Annotated in this window: 22 protein-coding genes; 8 read left to right on the top strand and 14 right to left on the bottom strand. The window is 40.7% G+C overall.

Annotated elements, in window-relative coordinates:
• The first annotated feature begins 42 nt into the window (after positions 1 to 42).
• From PR725_RS00990 to dolP, 4 genes are all read left to right on the top strand, one after another.
• Complete coding sequence (locus PR725_RS00990; RefSeq protein WP_109911690.1) at positions 43 to 1,740, top strand: penicillin-binding protein activator; 1,698 nt, start codon at positions 43 to 45, stop codon at positions 1,738 to 1,740.
• A gap of 39 nt (positions 1,741 to 1,779) precedes the next feature.
• Positions 1,780 to 2,160: a YraN family protein gene (locus tag PR725_RS00995; protein WP_004908329.1), complete on the top strand. Its 381-nt coding sequence runs from the start codon at positions 1,780 to 1,782 to the stop codon at positions 2,158 to 2,160.
• Between the two features lie 114 nt (positions 2,161 to 2,274).
• On the top strand, positions 2,275 to 2,865 hold the full coding sequence (gene diaA, locus PR725_RS01000; protein ID WP_004908326.1) for a DnaA initiator-associating protein DiaA: 591 nt from the start codon (positions 2,275 to 2,277) through the stop codon (positions 2,863 to 2,865).
• A 9-nt stretch (positions 2,866 to 2,874) separates the two neighbouring features.
• Positions 2,875 to 3,450, top strand: coding sequence for a division/outer membrane stress-associated lipid-binding lipoprotein (gene dolP / locus PR725_RS01005; RefSeq protein ID WP_109911689.1), 576 nt, complete (start codon positions 2,875 to 2,877; stop codon positions 3,448 to 3,450).
• Positions 3,451 to 3,513: 63 nt separating this feature from the next.
• Here the strand turns inward: dolP and mtgA are convergent, their stop codons facing one another.
• The 3 genes from mtgA to arcB form a co-directional block, all read right to left on the bottom strand.
• Positions 3,514 to 4,236 (bottom strand): monofunctional biosynthetic peptidoglycan transglycosylase, encoded by a 723-nt coding sequence (gene mtgA, locus PR725_RS01010; RefSeq protein ID WP_004908320.1) that lies wholly within the window; start codon positions 4,234 to 4,236, stop codon positions 3,514 to 3,516.
• A gap of 8 nt (positions 4,237 to 4,244) precedes the next feature.
• A complete protein-coding gene (gene elbB, locus PR725_RS01015) occupies positions 4,245 to 4,895 on the bottom strand; it encodes an isoprenoid biosynthesis glyoxalase ElbB (protein ID WP_109911688.1) in 651 nt (216 codons plus the stop codon).
• A 232-nt stretch (positions 4,896 to 5,127) separates the two neighbouring features.
• On the bottom strand, positions 5,128 to 7,473 hold the full coding sequence (arcB, locus tag PR725_RS01020; RefSeq protein ID WP_004908312.1) for an aerobic respiration two-component sensor histidine kinase ArcB: 2,346 nt from the start codon (positions 7,471 to 7,473) through the stop codon (positions 5,128 to 5,130).
• 300 nt (positions 7,474 to 7,773) lie between these two features.
• On the opposite strand from arcB, the gene PR725_RS01025 reads away from it, so the two are divergent.
• The gene (locus PR725_RS01025; protein ID WP_272567166.1) at positions 7,774 to 9,180 is read left to right on the top strand and encodes an FAD-dependent oxidoreductase; all 1,407 of its coding nucleotides are present in this window, start codon (positions 7,774 to 7,776) and stop codon (positions 9,178 to 9,180) included.
• Between the two features lie 72 nt (positions 9,181 to 9,252).
• Here the strand turns inward: PR725_RS01025 and sspB are convergent, their stop codons facing one another.
• From sspB to zapE, 5 genes are all read right to left on the bottom strand, one after another.
• Positions 9,253 to 9,744: a ClpXP protease specificity-enhancing factor gene (gene sspB, locus PR725_RS01030; protein ID WP_004908309.1), complete on the bottom strand. Its 492-nt coding sequence runs from the start codon at positions 9,742 to 9,744 to the stop codon at positions 9,253 to 9,255.
• 7 nt (positions 9,745 to 9,751) lie between these two features.
• Complete coding sequence (sspA, locus tag PR725_RS01035) at positions 9,752 to 10,393, bottom strand: stringent starvation protein SspA (protein ID WP_004908304.1); 642 nt, start codon at positions 10,391 to 10,393, stop codon at positions 9,752 to 9,754.
• A 536-nt stretch (positions 10,394 to 10,929) separates the two neighbouring features.
• Positions 10,930 to 11,322: a 30S ribosomal protein S9 gene (gene rpsI / locus PR725_RS01040; protein ID WP_004258235.1), complete on the bottom strand. Its 393-nt coding sequence runs from the start codon at positions 11,320 to 11,322 to the stop codon at positions 10,930 to 10,932.
• Positions 11,323 to 11,336: 14 nt separating this feature from the next.
• Positions 11,337 to 11,765, bottom strand: a complete 429-nt coding sequence (rplM, locus tag PR725_RS01045) for a 50S ribosomal protein L13 (RefSeq protein ID WP_004258237.1) — start codon at positions 11,763 to 11,765, stop codon at positions 11,337 to 11,339.
• A gap of 307 nt (positions 11,766 to 12,072) precedes the next feature.
• On the bottom strand, positions 12,073 to 13,203 hold the full coding sequence (gene zapE / locus PR725_RS01050; protein WP_117162555.1) for a cell division protein ZapE: 1,131 nt from the start codon (positions 13,201 to 13,203) through the stop codon (positions 12,073 to 12,075).
• Between the two features lie 355 nt (positions 13,204 to 13,558).
• Between zapE and zapG the strand changes: the two genes are divergently transcribed.
• From zapG to degS, 3 genes are all read left to right on the top strand, one after another.
• The gene (gene zapG / locus PR725_RS01055) at positions 13,559 to 13,963 is read left to right on the top strand and encodes a Z-ring associated protein ZapG (RefSeq protein WP_004908297.1); all 405 of its coding nucleotides are present in this window, start codon (positions 13,559 to 13,561) and stop codon (positions 13,961 to 13,963) included.
• 378 nt (positions 13,964 to 14,341) lie between these two features.
• The gene (locus tag PR725_RS01060; protein WP_004908295.1) at positions 14,342 to 15,736 is read left to right on the top strand and encodes a Do family serine endopeptidase; all 1,395 of its coding nucleotides are present in this window, start codon (positions 14,342 to 14,344) and stop codon (positions 15,734 to 15,736) included.
• A gap of 115 nt (positions 15,737 to 15,851) precedes the next feature.
• Positions 15,852 to 16,916, top strand: coding sequence for an outer membrane-stress sensor serine endopeptidase DegS (degS, locus tag PR725_RS01065; protein WP_109911684.1), 1,065 nt, complete (start codon positions 15,852 to 15,854; stop codon positions 16,914 to 16,916).
• 107 nt (positions 16,917 to 17,023) lie between these two features.
• Here the strand turns inward: degS and murA are convergent, their stop codons facing one another.
• From murA to mlaE, 6 genes are all read right to left on the bottom strand, one after another.
• Positions 17,024 to 18,286, bottom strand: coding sequence for a UDP-N-acetylglucosamine 1-carboxyvinyltransferase (murA, locus tag PR725_RS01070; RefSeq protein ID WP_272567174.1), 1,263 nt, complete (start codon positions 18,284 to 18,286; stop codon positions 17,024 to 17,026).
• A gap of 52 nt (positions 18,287 to 18,338) precedes the next feature.
• The gene (gene ibaG, locus PR725_RS01075; RefSeq protein ID WP_004258269.1) at positions 18,339 to 18,593 is read right to left on the bottom strand and encodes a BolA family iron metabolism protein IbaG; all 255 of its coding nucleotides are present in this window, start codon (positions 18,591 to 18,593) and stop codon (positions 18,339 to 18,341) included.
• Between the two features lie 222 nt (positions 18,594 to 18,815).
• The gene (mlaB, locus tag PR725_RS01080) at positions 18,816 to 19,106 is read right to left on the bottom strand and encodes a lipid asymmetry maintenance protein MlaB (RefSeq protein ID WP_109911682.1); all 291 of its coding nucleotides are present in this window, start codon (positions 19,104 to 19,106) and stop codon (positions 18,816 to 18,818) included.
• A 1-nt stretch (position 19,107) separates the two neighbouring features.
• A complete protein-coding gene (gene mlaC, locus PR725_RS01085; protein ID WP_004908281.1) occupies positions 19,108 to 19,737 on the bottom strand; it encodes a phospholipid-binding protein MlaC in 630 nt (209 codons plus the stop codon).
• A 35-nt stretch (positions 19,738 to 19,772) separates the two neighbouring features.
• Positions 19,773 to 20,276 carry an outer membrane lipid asymmetry maintenance protein MlaD gene (gene mlaD, locus PR725_RS01090; RefSeq protein WP_102137924.1) on the bottom strand — a complete coding sequence of 168 codons (504 nt, stop codon included), beginning with the start codon at positions 20,274 to 20,276 and terminating at the stop codon, positions 19,773 to 19,775.
• Positions 20,277 to 20,279: 3 nt separating this feature from the next.
• Entirely contained in the window at positions 20,280 to 21,062 is a 783-nt protein-coding gene (gene mlaE, locus PR725_RS01095; RefSeq protein WP_004908276.1) for a lipid asymmetry maintenance ABC transporter permease subunit MlaE, read from the bottom strand.
• Positions 21,063 to 21,064 lie beyond the last annotated feature (2 nt).

The following is a 21,064-nucleotide window of genomic DNA, read 5'->3' on the forward strand; positions in this document are numbered from 1 at the left end:
GTTTAAAATTAAGCAATTGAAAAATACACCATTGGATACAGTATGCGTCCTTCAATTTTTTTGCATTTGAAAAAAGGGTTAATCTGCACAGCAATGCTGTCCACATTTGCTCTGTCTGGGTGCCAAATTGTCTCGGAATATTTTCCGTCAACCCAAAAAACACCTGAGCAAAGCGCATCTGATGATGCTAGCCGTTACCAAGCAATCATTGATGCAGCACAAGGTAAGCCTTCAATGGAGGCGATACGTGCCTACATTAGCCAAGAACCTTTATTAAAAACAACCACTGAACGCCAAGCTAACATTGATGGGTTATGGCAGATGTTAACACAGTTAACGCCAGAACAAATTCATGGAATTAGTGCCGATGAAAATATTCTCCAAGGCTGGGTCGATCTTTTAGATATTTATCAAAATAACCGAGATGACACAGATGCCTTACTTGCTGGCTACAACGATTGGAAAATGCGTTACTCAAATAACCCTGGAGTGACGACAACACCAACCCTTTTACTGCAAGCGATGATACCTCAAGTGGGTAAAAATCCTAAGATTGCGTTGTTTTTACCCATGAGTGGGCAAGGACAAGTATTCGGCCAGGCGATTATGCAAGGCTTTATGGATGCGCAAAAAGGTCTGCCTCAAGGGTCTCCCTCTCAAGACGCTATAGATCCCCCAAGTAGTGGAAATGATGTCCTCGACCAAATTTATGAACAAGTTGCTGCAACAACAGGTAATACCCCTACTGCTAGCGATAGCGATGTAGTGGCATCCACTTTACGTATCGATGCAGCCCCTGTGAATACCCAAAGCGTCAAGGTGTTTGATACCACTAATAAACAAATGCCTGCGCTTATTGAGCAAGCAAAAAATGAAGGCTTTAACCTGATTGTTGGGCCATTATTAAAAAGTGACGTTCAAGTTATTACCCAAATGGGGGCTCCAGTTAGCGTGCTTGCGCTCAATGAGCTTGATGCGAACCAATTACAGCCTCGACCAAATCTTTGCTATTTTTCATTATCACCAGAAGATGAAGCACAGAATGCGGCCGCTTATATGAAAGCTGAAGGTAAGCAAATGCCATTGGTATTAGTTCCCGCTAATGCTTTCGGCGATAGGATAGCCAAAGCCTTTGCTCAAGGGTGGCAAGAAAAAGGGGGGGGAACTGTTTTAATGCAAACCTTTGGGTCCATCCCTTCACTAAAAGAGTCAATTAATCGTGGTGCAGGTATCCGTATGACAGGAACGCCAGTGAATACCGGAGCACAATCGATAGATTCACAATATGTCGATTCAACCGGTGCGATTGACGGTGTTTATATTGTTGCCACTCGTGATGAGCTCACCTTAATCAAACCAATGATTGAAATGGCGATTAGTTCCCGTTCCCGCCCTGCACTTTATGCAAGCTCTCGCAGTAACCAAGCCGGATCTGGCGCAGACTACCGCTTTGAAATGGATGGCGTTAAATTTAGCGAAATTCCTTTACTCGCAGGTGCAAACAATAACTTACGTAAACAAGCCCAACAAAAGCTGAACAATGATTACTCGTTATTCCGCTTATATGCCATGGGTATTGACGCATGGTCTTTAGCCAACAATTACGACAAGCTTCAACAATCGGGGCAATTTCGTATTAATGGCGCATCTGGAACCTTAAGCACCACACCAAACTGTGTGGTGTTCCGAGAATTACCTTGGTTACAATTTAAACAAGGTAAAGTGGTTTCCGCGCAATAATATTGTTCAATACTTCATCTTTTTTCAGACAAGGACGTCATGAAAATTATGCCAAAAGCCATACAATGGTTAACAGGCCGGTACTATGAAAATCAAGTGCTCGCTTTCCTGAAACAGCAGGGACTAACATTTGTCGAACGTAACGCAAGAAACCGAGGCGGAGAAATCGACCTCATTATGCGAGATAATACAGGTTGGGTATTTGTTGAAGTTCGTTTTCGCAAAAATTGTGATTACGGAGATGCACTTTTATCAGTAAACTGGCGCAAACGTCGAAAGCTATTAGCTGCCGCCAAATTTTGGCTCTCACAAAGGCAAGAAAGTTTTGAAACCAGCGCATGCCGTTTTGATATCTGCGCCATCACTGGAAACCAATTTGATTGGATACAAAATGCATTTAACGAAAATGATGTTTATTAACAAATGTGATAATCAGCTTTATATACTGATCATGCAGTCAACAAAGCTATAATTCAAATATAATAGCGACACAAAAATGATTTGAATTATATCGAGGCGACAAAGGAAAAACTCGTGCTAGACCGAATAAAAGTTTGTTTCACTGAAAGCATCCAAACTCAAATAGCAGCGGCTGAAGCGCTGCCTGATGCCATATCAAGAGCCGCAATGATGATGGTTCAATCTTTACTCAATGGCAACAAAATTCTATGTTGTGGTAACGGTGCTTCCGCCGCTACCGCACAACGTTTTGCTGCGAGTATGATCCATCGCTTTGAAACTGAGCGCCCTAGCTTACCCGCCTTAGCGCTTAATACCGATAATGCCGTGCTAACTGCGATTTCAGGTAGTAAGCAACCTTCTGAAATTTATGCGAAACAAGTTAGAGCATTAGGGCAACATGGTGATGTTTTGATGGCGATTTCAACCCATGGTAATAGTAGTGATATTATTAAGGCCGTTGAAGCTGCGGTGACTAGAGACATGACAATTGTCGCCTTAACAGGTTATGACGGAGGGGAACTCGCTGGCTTACTGGGTCCTCAAGATGTTGAAATCCGCATACCATCCCAACGAAGTGTTCGAATTCAAGAAGTTCATCTTCTTACTGTAAATTGTCTGTGTGACCTTATAGACAATACTCTTTTCCCACATCAGGACGATTAAGGAGACAAAATGCGATTAATACCGATTTTTGCCATAGTCATCAGTACTGTTTTATTACAAGGCTGTATTGGGGCTGCAGTCGTAGGTTCTGCTGCTGTTGCAACGAAAAGTGCCACAGATCCTCGCAGCGTTGGCCAGCAAGTTGACGATGGAACTTTAGAAGCTCGAGTTAGTGGGCAGCTGAATAAAGATAAGGAAATCACAGGTAAGGCTCGTATCATTGCGACCGCTTATAAAGGTAATGTCCTGTTAACTGGCCAAAGTCCTGATATGGCTTGGGCTGAACGAGCAAAACAAATCGCCTCTAACGTTGATGGCACCATCGCAGTCTATAATGAAGTTCGTAGCGGTGAGCCCGTTGATTTGGGTACGGCTTCAAAGGACACTTGGTTAACAACCAAAGTGAAATCGAAAATTCTTGCTAGTGATAGCGTTAAATCTGGTAGTGTAAAAGTCATTACTGAAAACGGTGAGGTTTTCTTGCTAGGTGTTTTAACAAGGCAAGAAGGTGATGCAGCGGCAAAAATTGCTAGTGAAACAGACGGTGTTCGTCGAGTTACGACCGCTTTCACTTATCTTAATTAATCATAAACAATAATATATTGTTATAAAAACAAAAGCCGTGGGTTAAAAACCATGGCTTTTTTCTTATTCATCCACTAATTGGTTTATTTTCAGATAATTCTTACCTCCTAATAAGTGCATTTGATTCAAGATCCAAGCCTGCCTTTTGAGAACATAAGAAGATGGGTTTTTCACGCTATACCTATGAGGATTAGGTAAAACTGCTGCTAATAGTGCTGCTTCATTCATTGAAAGCTTGCTAGCCGGCTTATTAAAGAATTTATTTGCAGCCTCTTCTACACCAAAAACACCATCACCAAACTCAACTATATTAAGGTAAACTGTCAATACTCTTTGCTTTGACCATAAGAGCTCCATAATAGGAGTCATTACTGTCTCCAGCCCCTTTCTTAACCAGCTTCTTCCATCCCATAACCACAAGTTTTTCACTGTTTGCTGCGAGATCGTTGAAGCCCCTCTAATTGTTTGTTTATTACTCAAGTTGTGTTTGTAAGCACGCTCTATTGCATCAAGGTCAAAACCCCAGTGATGAGGAAAATTTTGATCTTCCGCAGCAATTACTGCTAAATAAATATACGGAGAAATGTGATTTTCATCTACCCATTCAGAATGAGATACATAAGAAAAATTTAAGTTTATCCATGCAGTGATTTGTCGTTCAATCATCACTGCAGAAAAAGGCACTGGTATGTATTTAAATAAAACGACTGAACAAATCCACACCACAAGTAATGAAAATGTGATCTTCTTTAACCAGTGCCATAATTTAGAAACAATAGTTCGCATTCAAATAATCACGCCATTTCCAATACTTTCTTAACAAGCTTATTAATACCCGTATTTGCTTCAGAAATTGATTGAGCCAGCATATAAGCAGGTGTTGTAACAACTCGGTTAACTTCATCAATTACAATATCATCAACAGCACATTTAATATGTTTCCCACCCATAAGTTCTATTTGAGCAATCGTTTCACTATCATCACCAATAGTTAGTACTACTGATGTATTTAACATTTTAGGAAGCATCACAGGAGCAATACACATCAGCCCTAGCGGCTTTTTTTGTTGGTGCATTTGGCGTACTAAACTTAATAGTTCTTTATTAATTTCACACTCACTTCCTTTAACGGCGAAATCACATAAATTTTTTGCCACACCAAAACCACCAGGAATTATGAGGGCATCCAGCTTTGAAGCATCAGCTAAGGATAAAGGCGATATTTTTCCACGTGTAATGCGTGCAGACTCTTCCATTTGGTTACGTTTTTCTGATTTTAACTCACCATTAATATGATTAATAACAGTAGATTGAGAATCATCAGGCGCAAAAAAATGAACTTCAGCATTATTTTGGCTCAAAGCTAGCATAGTTAATACTGACTCATGGATCTCACTTCCATCAAAAACACCACAGCCACTTAAAATAACCGCAATTGATTTCATATCTTCCTCCATTTGTAGTAAATTATCTCTCAGGCGCTAAGGTGCACAAACATCAATCTTCATCACAGATTTTAATGAATCTTGTAACAGATTCGCAAAATTTTGGTATCTTGATGTTGCCCTTTACAGTGATATACCTAATTTAATGATTTGCAAAATACAAAAAAAATATGCAAATCAATGATTTCCCTGGTGTTGGCGCAGTATTCGCGCACCCCAACTTCGGTTGGGGTTATTTTTTTGTACGCTGATCAACCCAGTTTCTCAAAGTTTCTATATCTGCTTTCCAATCCTGTTTTAATTCATCCACCCATTCCTGCACATTGTCCCACCATGCTGGTAAATCAGGAGATTGAATCTGTTGTGCGATTTTCTGTAAGTTCTTTAAGCCAACAGAACCTGCCGCTCCTTTGATTTTATGGGCTTCCTCCACAATGCCTTTTTGGTCTTTAGCCACCATGTTCGAATCAAGAATAGCTAAGTAGCCTGGAAGCATTTTTTCAAAGACATCTAGCCCGTCATAAATAAGCTTAGGGCCAACTAATTCAATATACTGCTCTAGCATATCGCAATCTAATTTGGATTCATCAACACTTGAAGCCTCATGCTTACTCGGTGCTTCTTCAGGTCGCAAGGATTGATCCCCCCAAAATTGTTCAATAACCTGGGTCAGTGCTGGAACTGATAATGGCTTACTCAATACACCATCCATACCTGCATCAAAGTATTCTTTTTTGTCTTTCAGAACATTTGCAGTTAATGCAATTAATGGTGGTAAATCTTGCTTATCGTACTGCTGTTTGAGTTTCCTAGAAATATCAAGGCCTGTCATATCAGGTAATTGGATATCCAATAACACTAAATCATATTCACCAGGAGCAAACATCTCGAGGGCATCTTTACCATTCATTGCCACATCAACGGTATTACCTAAATTTTCTAATACAGAACAGGCAACAACGACATTCAGTTCGATATCTTCTACGAGTAAAATATGTAATGCAGGCAATGGGTAATCGTCTTCACTCTCTTGCTGTTCAACAACATCACTTTCAACCACAGGCGCTGTAATGGATAAAGTAAAAGTAGAGCCTTGCCCTATTTCACTTTCAACTTGAATATCGCCGCCCATATTTTGTGCTAAACGACGAGATACAGAAAGCCCAATCCCCGTTCCAGTAGCCGGTTTACCGCCAGCAGAATCTGTCACTTGATAATACATTGCAAAGATTTTATCTAGCTCATCCCTAGGGATACCTATGCCACTATCCTGAACCCTGAAAAACAGTTTATTTTCAGCTTCTTGCCAAATACTAAGCTTCACTTCACCTTTTTGCGTAAACTTAACTGCGTTACCAATTAAATTCCACAATATCTGCCGCAAACGGGTCCCATCAGTTAACACCGTTTTTGGTAATGCAGGAGCGACATCCATGACAAATTTAAGCCCTTTCGGCTGCACTAATAACCCACTTAAATTCTCTAAATCATTCACAAATTCAGATAATGTGATTGGTTGGTTATCTAACTGAACCTTGCGACGCTCAATTTTGTCCATCTCTATAATATCATTGAATATATTACCCAATGTAACCGCACTTACATGGATCGTTTTTAAATAGCTAGATTGTTCCGAAGTTAAATCTGTGTCTAATAAAATCCGGCTCAAGCCAACAATGCCGTTAAGGGGTGTACGAAGCTCGTGGCTGATTGTAGAAATAAAGGTGGTTTTCTCCCTACTCGCGTTCTCTAACGCCTCCTGGTAGCGTTTACGTTCCGTTATATCGCGCCCAAAGCCCATCAGACCATGTCGTTTGCCAACTCGATCATAAAAAGGCACTTTACGGAGTTCAAAACAGGCTTTACGGCCGTCTGGATATACCAACCATTGCTCATAGGTAAGAGAAACATTATGACGAAAAACTTTTTCATCGGTTTCCATAACCTTAGAGGCAATTTCAACATCATAAATATCTAACGGAGTTAGCCCAACTAAGTGTTTTTCACTTTTTCCAGTCAACAGTTCCATTGCCCGGTTACAACCTGAAAACTCATTATTTTCGTTGCGGTAATAAACCAAGTCAGGTGAGGCATCAAGAAATGAACGAAGTAAAACAGATTGCTGCTCAAGTTCAATTTGTGTTTGCTCACGATATTTCATTTCTTGCTTTAATTGTTCAAGGAGCTCTAAATGAGCACGCTCAGCCTTTTCTCGCTCTTGAATTTCAAGGTTAAGCTGTTCAATATTTCCCTGTAATTGAGTGTTTAAATCAGCATCACGCTTTCTCATAACTTCAAGTTTATCAACCATTCGCGATAAACGCTGCCGAGATTCCTCAAGTTGCTCAACCACCACGGACAAAAAATAAACGGCTAACGGAGTGATGATTAACCCAAAGAAAATTGACCCGACCATATCGAGGCTATCAACATGCCCTCTTAAAAAAATTGTCACTGCCATTTGCATTATCATGGCGAGAACAACCAGTGCCGATGCGAGTAATAGGGAAAAACGCACTAACCCGAGCTTCATCATTAAATCGACATAGTATTGCGCAAGGCCGCGAAGTACTTTCATAACCACCCCTTAGTTAAATTCTCTTTGAATCATATATCAAACAAGGCAGTTTCGGATGATTATTCACTCGAAATGTCGATCCCGCTCATTCAATAGCCATTTTTTACTATTAATGATAAAAAACAATCAGGTATTTTCTTTGTGTTAGATAAAGTAAAAATTTACCTTGGATAGTTTTTAATCATAATTACATAAAAATCAAAACAATAACGCTATTGTTCCTTGGGCAAGACCGCTAAAATCAAAGAAAAAGCCCCTGCTATCTCAAGTAAAATCAGACAAAATTCAGTAAGGAATGCCATGAATTCAAATATTTTCGGTTCCCAACGTTGCGAGCCGCCCAAAAAAGCGCTGGTAATCCGCAAAATAGCGTTTACTGAAATCTATGCGCCCGATAATGCCGTCGATGCACAACAGCAAGCGAGCCGCTGTCTATCTTGTGGTAGCCCATTTTGTGAATGGAGGTGCCCACTACATAATCCAATATCAAAGTGGCTCAGGCTTGCTGCTGAAGGAAAAATTATCGAAGCTGCTGAATTATCTCATCATACCAATAGTTTACCTGAAATTTGTGGGCGTGTTTGCCCACAAGAAAAACTGTGCGAATTAGCATGTGTACTTAATGATACAACTGGTTCTATCACTATCGGTCATATTGAGCGGTATATTAATGATACTGCTTTTGCGATGGGGTGGCGCCCAAACCTTTCCCATATTAGCCCCGTTAACAAACGTGTCGCCATTGTTGGCGCAGGCCCGGCGGGTCTTTCTTGCGCCGATGTGCTTATTCGTAATGGTGTAAATGTCGTCGTTTTTGATAAGCACCCTGAAATAGGTGGGCTACTAACCTTTGGTATTCCGTCATTTAAGCTAGAAAAGGAACTGATGATCCAACGACGGGAAATATTTACAGAAATGGGCATTCAATTTCAATTAAATATCGAGGTAGGTATAGATGTCTCTCTAGATGAGCTTCTTTGCAGTTATGACGCCATTTTTATTGGTACAGGTACTTACCAAGCAATTCGAGGCAACTTACCTAAAAAATCGATTCAGGGCGTTTTTGAAGCACTTCCCTATCTAATCGCAAATACACGCCATTTAATGCAACTTCCCATCTCTAAAAACGAACCCTATGTTAATTTACACTCAAAAAGAGTTATCGTATTAGGAGGTGGAGATACCGCGATGGATTGTGTACGTACCGCTATTCGTCAAGGCGCAAAGCAGGTTAGCTGTCTCTATCGTAGAGATGAACAAAGTATGCCAGCCTCACAAAAAGAAGTCGCCAATGCGTTAGAAGAAGGCACTCAGTTCCATTTTAATATACAAGTCACTGAATTTGTCGTTAATGAGCAGCAACAACTTATAGGCGTTTATGCCACTCGTACACAAAATGGCGAATTAGAAAATGGTCGTTATCAAGTAGAACTACTTGAAGATTCAACCTTTTTTATCGAAACCGACACCATAATTGTCGCTTATGGATTTGCCCCTCATAACCAAACTTGGTTAGAAAAACCGTTAATTAAGCGTGATAAGTATGGTCATATTTTAGCAAACCGTAATAGCCGATTTCCGTTTCAAACTTCTCATGAAAAAGTATTTGCCGGAGGGGATATAATCAGAGGCTCAGATCTTGTTGTGACTGCTGTTGCTGATGGGCGTAATGCTGCCGAAGGTATTTTATTATTTCTAGAAGTTTAATTTCTCATTGATATAAAAAAACAGAGGGTTTTGCCCTCTGTTGATTAATATACTGTTAACCTGACCAATGGATTATTTGACAATCCTTAATGAAGGCCGACCTTTTGGTGGCCGCGGTGGCTCATCATCTGATGGCTCATGTGAATTTTCATCCACAGATTCAGCTTCATGAACTAAAGCAATGTTGTCTTCAAGCTCTTCAACTTGTTCAAAACCTGCTGATAACTCTGCATCATACGCAGCTTCAGGCTCAAACATCATTCCAGCCCCATTTTCACGTGCATATACCGCCATAATTGCGGCCATTGGGACATAAACTTGGCGAGGTATTCCACCAAAGCGAGCATTAAAACGCACTTCTTCATTGGTTATTTCAAAATTACCAACAGCTCTTGGCGCAACATTCAATACAATTTGCCCATCACGAGCAAATTCCATAGGAACGTTAACAGCAGGAACGGTGACATCAACCACCAAATGCGGAGTCATATCGTTATCGAGCAACCACTCATAGTGAGCGCGTAACAAATAAGGGCGACGTGGTGACATTGCTGTCATTTCCATCATTCTTTTAGCCTCTTGTAGACAAACGCATTTCGCGCTCAGATTCAGTCAACGATGCTAAAAATGCGTCACGTGCAAATACACGTTGCATATACAACTGCAAGTATTTGCTACTAGATGGGTTCAATTCAATACCAAGTACAGGTAAACGCCATAGTAACGGCGCTAAATAGCAATCTACGAGACTAAATTCTTCGCTCATGAAGAATTCCATTTCAGCAAAAACAGGTGAAACCGCGATCAGCTCTTCAGATAGTTGACGGCGGGCATTTGCTGCCTCTTGCGCACTACCGTTCTCTATTTTGCTCATTAATGAATACCAATCGCTTTGAATACGGTGCATCAATTGACGACTCGTCCCACGTGCAACTGGGTAAACAGGCATTAATGGTGGATGAGGAAAACGCTCATCAAGATATTCCATGATAATGTGTGGGTCATAGAGAGTCAGGTCACGATCGACTAATGTTGGAACACTCTGGTATGGGTTGAGATCGATCAGATCTTGAGGCAGATGACCGGGTTCAACATGTTCAATTTCAACACTTACCCCTTTTTCAGCCAGAACAATCCGTACCTGATGGCTAAAAATGTCAGTAGGGCCAGAGAACAATGTCATTACCGAGCGTTTATTAGGAGCGACAGCCATTAAAACCTCCAAAATACAAAATGGACGAAATGTAATTAATTTTTAATTACCCATTACCCATTTTAAAATCCCCTGTGTTTAACTTTCATTTATCCATATTGGAAGTCAACACAACCCTCCCGCACAGTAAAGGCGAGAAATGCGAAATAAAAAAACAGGGGCGTATTCTAACAGATTTTGTACAACTTAGGGGGGCTACATCGAAAAAATCATAGATTTATTTCATTTTAAGGATAAAATAGTAAAAAATTTAGAGTTATGACAATATAAAAACAAAAAATACAGAATAAAAACCTTAAAGTTAACTCTATAGTTTGGACTATGTTTAATTAAAGTATCTCAGTATCGCTCACTAGTGATTATTTTAGACTAAATTATGATGTTTAACTTTAGATTATATTCGTTCTTTTATAAAGAGTCATAATTAGACACTGTTACCTGTCATAAATAATAAAAATGTAAGTAAAACAATAGGCAATAAAAAACCCGCCATAAGACGGGTTTTTTCATCAATTTTATACCCAAAGGGTAATAAATTAACGTTTGGAGAACTGTGGACGACGACGTGCTTTGCGCAGACCCACTTTTTTACGTTCAACAGAACGCGCATCACGGGTAACGAAACCAGCTTTACGCAGATCAGAACGAAGAGTCTCATCATAAGCCATCAGTGCACGTGTAATACCGTGACGGATTGCGCCTGCCTGACCTGAAATACCACCACCTTTAACAGTGATGTACAGATCCAGTTTTTCCAACATTTCAACCAATTCTAACGGCTGACGAACTACCATGCGCGCAGTTTCGCGACCAAAGTATTGTTCCAGTGTACGTTGATTGATTGTGATGTTACCGCTACCCGGCTTAATAAAGACACGAGCAGATGAGCTTTTGCGGCGACCAGTGCCGTAGTATTGATTTTCAGCCATTGCTATAATCCCGATTAAATGTCAAGAACTTGCGGTTGTTGAGCCGCGTGGTTGTGCTCATTACCTGCGTAAACTTTCAGTTTACGGTACATTGCACGACCCAGAGGTCCTTTTGGCAACATGCCTTTAACCGCGATTTCAAGCACACGCTCAGGACTGCGAGCAATCATTTCTTCGAAAGTTGCTTGCTTGATTCCACCTACATGGCCAGTATGGCGATAGTAGATTTTGTCTTCGCGTTTATTGCCGGTAACAGCAATTTTTTCTGCATTCAGAACGATGATGTAATCACCAGTATCCACGTGCGGAGTATATTCCGCTTTATGCTTACCGCGCAGACGGCTAGCAATTTCAGTTGCAAGACGGCCTAAAGTTTTGCCATCTGCATCAACAACGTACCAGTCGCGTTTTACGGTCTCTGGTTTAGCTGTAAAAGTTTTCATTAAAACTTACCCAATATTGAAGTTACACGTTGGTGAACACTCATGTTCATAAGCTTTCTGAGGTTCACACGACTCTTTGTCCAGTAAACCTACCCCTTCGAGCAGCCTAACTGGCATTAATGCGTTATTTTTTGGGAAATAAAAAACAACGCTGTAACGTGGGGTCGCAAGATTATAGAGAAGTCAGAAACAAAAATCGACCCCAAATGCATTTTTTTTACGTTTGCTCAAATAAACATCGCATCTTGTATTTAAATTATGCGATTTAGATGATTTGTTCGCTAACAACTCGGTTTTATCGTTAACCTTAAGTTAAATGCGGTATTTTCAGGTACTCTTCACTTTGCATTTCTTGCAATCGAGATAAGCAACGTTGGTATTCGAATGCTAACAATTGCCCCTGATACAGCGATTCCATTGGCACTTCAGCGTTAATCACTAATTTAACTTTTCGTTCGTAAAACTCATCAATTAACGCTAAAAACCGCCGAGCCGGGTTTTCATCGTTGGTTCCCATCACAGGTACATCGTACAGTAAGACGGTGTGATAACAGTTGGACAGGTAAATATAGTCATTTTGACTACGAGGCTCCTCACACAATACTTTGAAGCCTATCGCAAGAACACCTTCTGCAGCACGGATAACGGGCATTTTTCGGTGGTTAACCTCTAAAACAGGGTTCACCTCACCTTCTTTTCCTGCCAATTTCACAAACACCTCATCAAGATGTTGTCGGTTTTCATGGTTAATTGGCGATAAAAATAAATGTGCTTGCGTTAAAGTTCTTAAACGGTAATCAATACCTGCATCGACATTCATCACATCACAGTATTTTTTAATTTGCTCAATCGCAGGTAAAAAACGTGCCCGCTGCAAGCCATTTCGATAAAGATTATCAGGGATGATATTTGAAGTGGCGACAAGAGTGATGCCCCGAGCAAAGAGCCCTTCTAGTAAAGTGCCTAGGATCATAGCGTCTGTAATATCTGACACAAAAAATTCATCAAAACACAAGACATCTGTTTGTTTTTTAAACTCATCCGCAATGATATCTAGTGGGTTCTCTTGCCCTTGCAGTGCCATCAAATCTTCTTGTACTTTTTTCATAAAGCGATGAAAATGTAAGCGAAGTTTACGCGTACCCGGTAAACTTTCATAAAACATATCCATTAGCCACGTCTTTCCACGCCCCACCCCGCCCCACATATATAGCCCTTGTATGGGGACAACCGGTACTGTTGACGTTTTACCTAGAAGGCGGTTAAAGCGCTGCTTTAAACCTGAAGGCTTATCTTGTAAAGTGGAAGAGGTTGCATCAACAAGCTGCTGATATATTTTATCTAGGCGTTCTACAGCGAGCTTTTGTACGTCATCTGGCTGATAGTTTCCATCAGCTAGCGCTTGTTGATAACGCATTATAGGGGTCATCGGCGACATTAACTGAATAATCCTTAAAAATTTTTCGGTTTTTTTACCGTTATTTGATATACACTGCCTTTATTATAACCAGATTCAGTTATCATTTAACTTTCGGTTAACGAGCCGCTATAGAGTAAGGAAATTCGATTTAAGATTCCACTCTTAATATCTTAATAAGTTGTTGACTAATTTAGCCTGTCTAATTCAAAGCTTGTCGATTTTGTCATCACTTAACTAGTCAAATTACAATATGTTAAGACGCTTTACTTGACGCTTACATGCAACTTGAATTATTTAAGGTATAGTAACGGTAACAACACTACGTTTCTGCGAACATTGAATCTGTGAACATTGAAGTAATGAAGGAGTCAGCATGACCTGGGAGTATGCATTAATCGGATTGATTGTGGGTTTTATCATCGGTGCATTAGTTGTGCGCTATGGCAACCCAAAGCTTCGCCAGCAAAAAACAGCGCAGGCTGAGCTAGACAAAAAAAGTACTGAACTTGAAGAGTACCGTAAAGAGCTTGTGAGCCATTTTGCTCGTAGCGCAGAATTATTGGATAAAATGGCGCGTGATTACCGTCAGCTTTATCAACACATGGCACAAAGTTCGTCTGAATTAATGCCTGATATGCCAGCGCAAGACAACCCATTTAACTATCGTTTAACCGAATCTGAAGCAGATAACGATCAAGCGCCAGTTAAAATGCCACCAAGAGATTACTCAGATGGTGCATCGGGTCTTTTCAGGCCTATCGAAGAGAAAGAGAAGTAAGTTTTTATCTTTTATCACCAGTAAGCACCACTTACTGGTGATTTTCTACCAAATACACTAAATTTAGTCGCTTTCCGTGTATCTTTCATGATTAAATTTTTATTTAATAATTCTGAACAAGATTTCCATCCAAATATAAATTAATAATTTATTTACCTACTGTATAGAAGTTATGGTTTCACTTAAGTTGCATGTAAATAGATGTAAAAGAGTGGATATTCGCTACCCGTAAGGGGAACTTTTGCGCATAATCGGTAGTCATAGTCATCAGTAAAATTGAATCTGATACCAACCAATATTATCTCAACGCATTGTGTTTATTCTAAAATTGTATCTACAATGAGTTGATAATTTATTCTTGAGAGAATCGACTAAATTATGAAAAGAAAAAACTTTTTTCTTACCGCGGTAGCAATGAGTTTAGGTTTATCTTTAGCGGCTATCCCTGCCGTAAGTAGCGCAGCATTACCTGCAACTTTACCTGCAACAGCACAAAGCCAGAACATGCCTAGCTTAGCTCCAATGCTTGAAAAAGTATTGCCTGCTGTAGTTAATATTCACGTGTCGGGTACGCGCGTACAAAACCAGCAAATTCCAGAAGAACTTAAATTCTTTTTTGGCCCAAATGTACCACAACAGCAACAAAGCGTACGTCCATTTGAAGGCTTAGGTTCGGGGGTCATTATTGATGCTCAGCAAGGTTATATTTTAACCAATAACCATGTTATTGATGGCGCTGACAAAATTCAAATTCAATTAAATGATGGCCGTGAAATTGCCGTTAACTTAATTGGTAAAGACCCGCAAACAGATATCGCGTTATTGAAAATCAGTAATGCAAAAGATATCAAAAACTTAACAGCTGTTAGTATTGCAGACTCCGACAAATTACGTGTGGGTGATTTTGCGGTTGCCGTCGGTAACCCATTTGGTTTAGGGCAAACAGCGACATCAGGCATTATCTCCGCATTAGGCCGTAGCGGTTTGAACCTTGAAGGTCTAGAAAACTTTATCCAGACCGATGCTTCCATTAACCGTGGTAACTCTGGCGGCGCACTCGTTAACCTAAACGGTGAATTAATCGGTATCAATACCGCAATCTTAGCACCTGGCGGCGGTAATATCGGTATCGGCTTCGCGATCCCAAGTAATATGGCTAAAAACCTTAGCGAGCAGTTAATTAAGCATGGTGAAGTAAAACGCGGGATCTTAGGTATCAAAGGTACTGAAATGAACTCCGATATCGCTAAAGCATTCAATATTGATGCACAGCGTGGCGCTTTCGTGAGCGAAGTTTTACCTAAATCATCCGCAGCTAAAGCAGGCATTAAATCCGGTGACGTTTTAGTCTCTGTTGATGGTAAACGTATTAATAGCTTTGCAGAGTTAAGAGCTAAAATCGGTACTAGCCAAATTGGTAAAGAAATTACTATTGGCTTGATTCGCTCAGGTAAACCAATGGAAGTCAAAGTGGTTCTCGAGAACGACGAAGGCTCTGCAACTAAAGCCGAAAAATTGAGTGAATCTTTATTAGGTGCAACGATTTCGAATGCAACGGTAAGCAACACCAAAGGTGTTCAAGTTGATAGCGTCGCGCCTAAATCACCGGCGGCTGCCATTGGCCTAGTAAAAGGCGATTTAATCTTTGGTGTCAATGACGCTCGTGTTGAGACGATTGAACAATTCCGTAAGATTATCGATGCTAAACCTCCGGTATTAGCCATGAAAGTATTGCGTGATGGTGAAACCTTATATTTACTGATGAGAAATTAATTCATCAAAAACCATCTGAAAACCAATAAAACAGGTACAGTATCACTCTGCTGTACCTGTTTTTTTATGTTATGCTCTGAACATGTTTAAGCAATAACTAAATATTCTATATCCTATGGTGAAGAAGCTAACTTTATCTGTCATGCTTGGCCTGTTGACTGCATTGATTATTATCGTTGCGGTTCCTTCTTTGCGCCCTCAAGGTTTAGCCGACTTATTATATGGTAAAACAAATAGTGAGCCCGTCAGTTATAATAAAGCGGTACGTCGTGCTGCACCTGCAGTGGTCTATGTTTATAGCAGTTCAAAAGGCAGTTTTTCTCAATCAGGACGTGAATTAAAATCCCTCGGTTCAGGTGTGATCATGAGCCAAAATGGCTACATCATCACGAATAAACATGTGGTTGATAACCCAGACCAAATTTTAGTAGCTTTACAAGATGGTGCTATTTTTGATGCCCTCCTAGTTGGCTCAGACCCATTGACTGACCTCGCCGTATTGAAAATTGATGCCGATAACTTACCTGTTATTCCAATTAATACGCAACGAGTCACTCATGTTGGTGATGTCGTACTGGCAATTGGAAATCCTTATAACATAGGTCAAACCGTTACTCAGGGGATTATCAGTGCGACAGGTCGTGTTGGGTTAAGCTCTACTCGCCGACAAAACTTTCTTCAAACCGACGCCTCAATCAACTCAGGTAACTCTGGCGGAGCATTAATTAATACCGAAGGTGAGTTAGTAGGCATCAACACGCTTTCTTTCACTGCAGGTCAAGGCATTAGTTCTGAAGGGCTAAGCTTTGCTATTCCTACCGCACTAGCCACCAAAATCATGGATAAGCTAATTCGTGATGGCCGAGTGATCCGCGGTTATATTGGTATTACCGCACGCGAATTGCCTCAAATTAGGTCAAATAACAATAATATCAATCAAATACAAGGCTTACGGGTTTTCCAAGTTGCCCCAAATGGGCCAGCGGCTAAGGCTGGTATACTGCAAGGGGATATTATTTTATCGGTTGATGGTAAACCGGCTATTTCAGCCGCGGAAACTATGGATTTAGTTGCAGAAATCCGTCCCGGAAGTAAAACGGCAGTACAAATTTTACGAGATGGCGAAATTAAAAATATTGATGTGATTATCGAAGAAATTCCTGAAGAACAGGCTGGGTAATCATTAGAAATACATTTGCATAAAAAAGGTTGTTCGATATCGAACAACCTTTTTTGATTCATCGAATAGGTAAATAAAGCCACCAGCCTATTTACCTTATCAAGGTATTAATCATCTGAGTGCACGCGCTGAATATCAGCACCTAAGCTACGTAGTTTATCTTCGATATGCTCATAACCACGGTCAATATGATAAATACGGTCAACTGTCGTTGTCCCTTCCGCAATACAGCCCGCTATAACTAAACTCGCAGAAGCTCGTAAATCTGTTGCCATCACCTGTGCGCTGGTTAATTTTTCAACACCATGACATAACACAGTATTACTTTCAATTTCAGCATGAGCACCCATACGGATTAGCTCAGGGATATGCATAAAACGATTCTCAAAAATCGTTTCAGTGATCATGCCAGCACCATCAGCAACAAGATTAAGTAAGCTAAACTGTGCTTGCATATCCGTTGGGAACCCTGGGTGTGGCGCCGTACGTAATGTCACTGCTTTCGGGCGTTTGCCTTCCATATCTAGGCTAATCCAGTCATCACCAATTTCAATTTTAGCTCCTGCTTCACGCAATTTAGCTAACACCGCATCTAAAGTGTCTGGACGAGCATTACGACAGATAACCTTGCCGCGCGAAACCGCGGCTGCAATTAAAAATGTTCCCGTTTCAATACGGTCAGGTAGTACTTTATAAACACCCCCACCTAAACGTTCAACACCTTCAATAACAATACGGTCAGTCCCTGCACCCGTAATTTTTGCACCAAGGGTATTTAAGAAATTAGCAGTATCTTCAATTTCAGGTTCACGTGCCGCATTTTCAATTGTTGTGGTTCCTTCAGCTAAAGTCGCAGCCGTCATAATAGAGACTGTCGCACCCACACTGACTTTATCCATCACAATGCAAGCACCTTTTAAGCGGCCATCGACCGTTGCTTTTACATAACCATCTTCTAAAGCAATCTTTGCGCCTAATTGCTCTAAACCTGAAATATGTAAATCAACTGGACGAGCACCGATAGCACAGCCGCCTGGTAAAGAAACTTCACTATGACCAAAACGAGCGACCAATGGCGCCAAAGCCCAAATGGATGCACGCATGGTTTTAACAAGGTCATAAGGTGCACAGTATGTCGTTACAGTGCTTGCATCGACGTACACTGAGCCATTGCGTTGTACTTTAGTACCAAGTTGATTCAGTAATTTAATCGTTGTGTCGATATCCCTCAAATGAGGGACATTCTGTATTTCTACTGGCTCTTCAGCCAACAGAGCAGCGAACAGAATTGGTAATGCCGCATTTTTTGCGCCAGATATAGTGACCTCACCCTGTAAGCGGGTTGGTCCTTTAACTAAAAACTTATCCATTCAAGTATTCTCGTATGTCGAATTTTACAGTCTGTTCGCTTAGGCTTTGTAATCAAAGGCCACTAAGTTTACGATCGCGCTCCCATTGCGCAGGGGTGTACGCTTTAATAGACAAAGCATGAATGCGGTTATCCGCAATATACTCCATTAAAGGCGCATAAATTGCTTGCTGTTGCTTAACACGGCTCATACCGTCAAACATGTCACCGACCGCGATAACCTGAAAGTGGCTACCATCACCAGTAACAATAGCCTCATTCAGAGACAATTTTTCCATCAATACTTGCTTAATTTCGTTGGTATCCATAATGACTCAATTTATTAATTATTTGTGATTTATAATTTTACTCTAAATAGTGCAAATTGCATGCATAGCATACAGAGGCATCGCAATAAGAACAGTCAGAGCTCAATCCTCTATCCTAAAGGATTAGGCTTAACACTTAAACCAAAGAAAACGCCTCTCGTGCCGAAAAGCACATAGAGGCGCTTATTTTTACATAACTTGACCCAATTTAGGATATTTAACCTAATTGAGGATAACCCCTTGAACCCCGTATAGCTCAATCAATGTGTTCAAGTTATCACTGACACCGGTTATATTCAGTGAACGGTTTTTAGCTTGGAATTCACCTTTTAAGCGAACTAGCATCGCCAACCCTGTTGAGTCAACATGTTTGAGACCAGAAACATCTATATTTTCAATGCGTTCCAGCGATGAGTCTTTTTTATCCCAAAACGACATTAGCGAATCACGGTCTAACGTCCCGGTGAGATAAAGTGTTGTTTCATTGAGTTCCCATGCTAACAACTGACTCATATTACTTTTTCTCTTCTAAAGTAATTGGCGCTTTTGCACTGATTTCTAACTGTTTTGTTAAGCCATCGACACCTTGCTTACGTAAAATATCACCCCACTCATTTTGCTTAGTCGTGATCATACTCACGCCTTCTGCAATCATGTCGTAAGCTTGCCAGTAACCTGTTTTACTATTTTTACGCCATTGGAAATCTAAACGGACGGGAGGACGGCCGTTGGTATCAACAATAGTCACGCGAATGGCGACAATGTTTTTATCTCCCAACGGTTGCTCTGGGGCTATTTGATACGTTTGGCCATGGTACATTGCCAATGCTTGACCATAGACTTGTTCGAGGTAATCTTCAAATGCGTTGAAATAAGCCTCACGCTGTGCTGGAGTTGCCCCTTTATAATAGGTTCCTAACACCAAAGCCCCTGCATATTTAACTTGTACATAAGGTAATAATTCCTCACGAACAATTGTTCTAAGATACTCGGGGTCTTGCTTAATTTTCGGTTGCTCTGATTTCAAGCGGTTAAACGTTTTCGCCGCCGCTTCATCCATTAATTTATAAGGGTTGGTTTGGTCTACTGCCATGGCAAATGGCGCGATTGCCAACATAGCAACCATCATTAAACGTTTAAACATAATTCATTCCTTTATTCTTCAAAGGGAACACCAAATTACTGTGCAGTTGACTCTGGCTCTGCACCTTGGCTATCACCACTTTTATATAAAAACTGGCCAATTAAGTCTTCTAATACCATAGCTGGCTTAGTATCTTCAAGACGCCCGCCATTTTTTAAGATTGCGATACCTAATTCTTCGTCATCTGGACCAATATTCATCGCAATATATTGTTCTCCCAACAACCCTGACGTCCGAATTGATAGTGAGCTCGAATCGGGAATATTGTCGTATTCACTCAATAAATCAATTTTAACTTCAGGAACATAGTTCTTTTTATCTAGCGTGATACTGGCAACTCGACCAATCACCACACCACCCACTTTGATTGGCGAGCCTTCTTTTAAGCCACCAATATTTTCAAAAGATGCTGAAATTTGATAGGTGGATTGGCTTCCTATCGATTTTAAATCAGCGACTTTTAAACACAAAAAGATAATTGCGGCAATCGCCAGCAACATAAAACAACCAACCCATATTTCACTTTTTTTACTTTGCATGACTTAGTTCCCAAACATCAGTGCGGTAAGTACGAAATCCAGTCCTAAAACAGACAATGACGCATGCACAACTGTTCTTGTTGTAGCTTGGCTTATCCCCTCCGAAGTTGGGATGGCATCATAGCCATTAAATAATGCGATCCAAGTAACTGTGATAGCAAAGACTAAGCTTTTAATCACACAGTTTACTAAATCTAGCCGCCAATCAACGGAAGATTGCATTGAAGCCCAGAAAAAGCCTTCATCAATCCCCTTCCAGTCAACCCCAACTAGTGCGCCACCTAAAATACCGACAGCAACAAAAATTAGAGATAACAACGGCATACTAATAAAACCAGCCCAAAAACGTGGCGCGATAACGCGCCTTAGAGGGTCAACCGCCATCATTTCAAGGCTAGAAATTTGTTCTGTCGCTTTCATTAAGCCAATTTCAGCAGTTAATGCAGAGCCCGCTCGTCCAGCAAACAACAATGCGGTTACAACAGGGCCTAACTCACGCAATAGTGAAAGCGCCACCATCATACCTAAGCTAGCTTCAGCACTAAACGTCGTGAGAACCAAATAGCCTTGTAACCCCAAAACCATCCCAATAAATAACCCAGAGACAGCAATGATCAGCAATGATTGCACACCAATGGCGTACAATTGCTTCATCAGTAATGGCCATTGTTTACGAAACTCTGGTTTACCGAGTAAGGCGCGAAACAGCATGTAACCTGCTCGACCAAACGCGGAAAATATATCAATCCATCGGCGTCCGAAGCCTGCTATCGCCTTTAATATCATTT

It is taken from the genome of Providencia sp. PROV255 (assembly GCF_028478065.1).
GTDB classification, from domain to species: Bacteria; Pseudomonadota; Gammaproteobacteria; order Enterobacterales; family Enterobacteriaceae; genus Providencia; species Providencia rettgeri.

Coding starts and splice junctions, on each gene's coding strand:
- PR725_RS00990 (WP_109911690.1), top strand. CDS start 43: ATGCGTCCTTCAATTTTTTTGCATTTGAAAAAAGGGTTAATCTGCACA.
- PR725_RS00995 (WP_004908329.1), top strand. CDS start 1,780: ATGAAAATTATGCCAAAAGCCATACAATGGTTAACAGGCCGGTACTAT.
- dolP (WP_109911689.1), top strand. CDS start 2,875: ATGCGATTAATACCGATTTTTGCCATAGTCATCAGTACTGTTTTATTA.
- mtgA (WP_004908320.1), bottom strand. CDS start 4,236: ATGCGAACTATTGTTTCTAAATTATGGCACTGGTTAAAGAAGATCACA.
- elbB (WP_109911688.1), bottom strand. CDS start 4,895: ATGAAATCAATTGCGGTTATTTTAAGTGGCTGTGGTGTTTTTGATGGA.
- arcB (WP_004908312.1), bottom strand. CDS start 7,473: ATGAAAGTACTTCGCGGCCTTGCGCAATACTATGTCGATTTAATGATG.
- PR725_RS01025 (WP_272567166.1), top strand. CDS start 7,774: ATGAATTCAAATATTTTCGGTTCCCAACGTTGCGAGCCGCCCAAAAAA.
- sspB (WP_004908309.1), bottom strand. CDS start 9,744: ATGGAAATGACAGCAATGTCACCACGTCGCCCTTATTTGTTACGCGCT.
- sspA (WP_004908304.1), bottom strand. CDS start 10,393: ATGGCTGTCGCTCCTAATAAACGCTCGGTAATGACATTGTTCTCTGGC.
- rpsI (WP_004258235.1), bottom strand. CDS start 11,322: ATGGCTGAAAATCAATACTACGGCACTGGTCGCCGCAAAAGCTCATCT.
- rplM (WP_004258237.1), bottom strand. CDS start 11,765: ATGAAAACTTTTACAGCTAAACCAGAGACCGTAAAACGCGACTGGTAC.
- zapE (WP_117162555.1), bottom strand. CDS start 13,203: ATGTCGCCGATGACCCCTATAATGCGTTATCAACAAGCGCTAGCTGAT.
- zapG (WP_004908297.1), top strand. CDS start 13,559: ATGACCTGGGAGTATGCATTAATCGGATTGATTGTGGGTTTTATCATC.
- PR725_RS01060 (WP_004908295.1), top strand. CDS start 14,342: ATGAAAAGAAAAAACTTTTTTCTTACCGCGGTAGCAATGAGTTTAGGT.
- degS (WP_109911684.1), top strand. CDS start 15,852: ATGGTGAAGAAGCTAACTTTATCTGTCATGCTTGGCCTGTTGACTGCA.
- murA (WP_272567174.1), bottom strand. CDS start 18,286: ATGGATAAGTTTTTAGTTAAAGGACCAACCCGCTTACAGGGTGAGGTC.
- ibaG (WP_004258269.1), bottom strand. CDS start 18,593: ATGGATACCAACGAAATTAAGCAAGTATTGATGGAAAAATTGTCTCTG.
- mlaB (WP_109911682.1), bottom strand. CDS start 19,106: ATGAGTCAGTTGTTAGCATGGGAACTCAATGAAACAACACTTTATCTC.
- mlaC (WP_004908281.1), bottom strand. CDS start 19,737: ATGTTTAAACGTTTAATGATGGTTGCTATGTTGGCAATCGCGCCATTT.
- mlaD (WP_102137924.1), bottom strand. CDS start 20,276: ATGCAAAGTAAAAAAAGTGAAATATGGGTTGGTTGTTTTATGTTGCTG.
- mlaE (WP_004908276.1), bottom strand. CDS start 21,062: ATGATATTAAAGGCGATAGCAGGCTTCGGACGCCGATGGATTGATATA.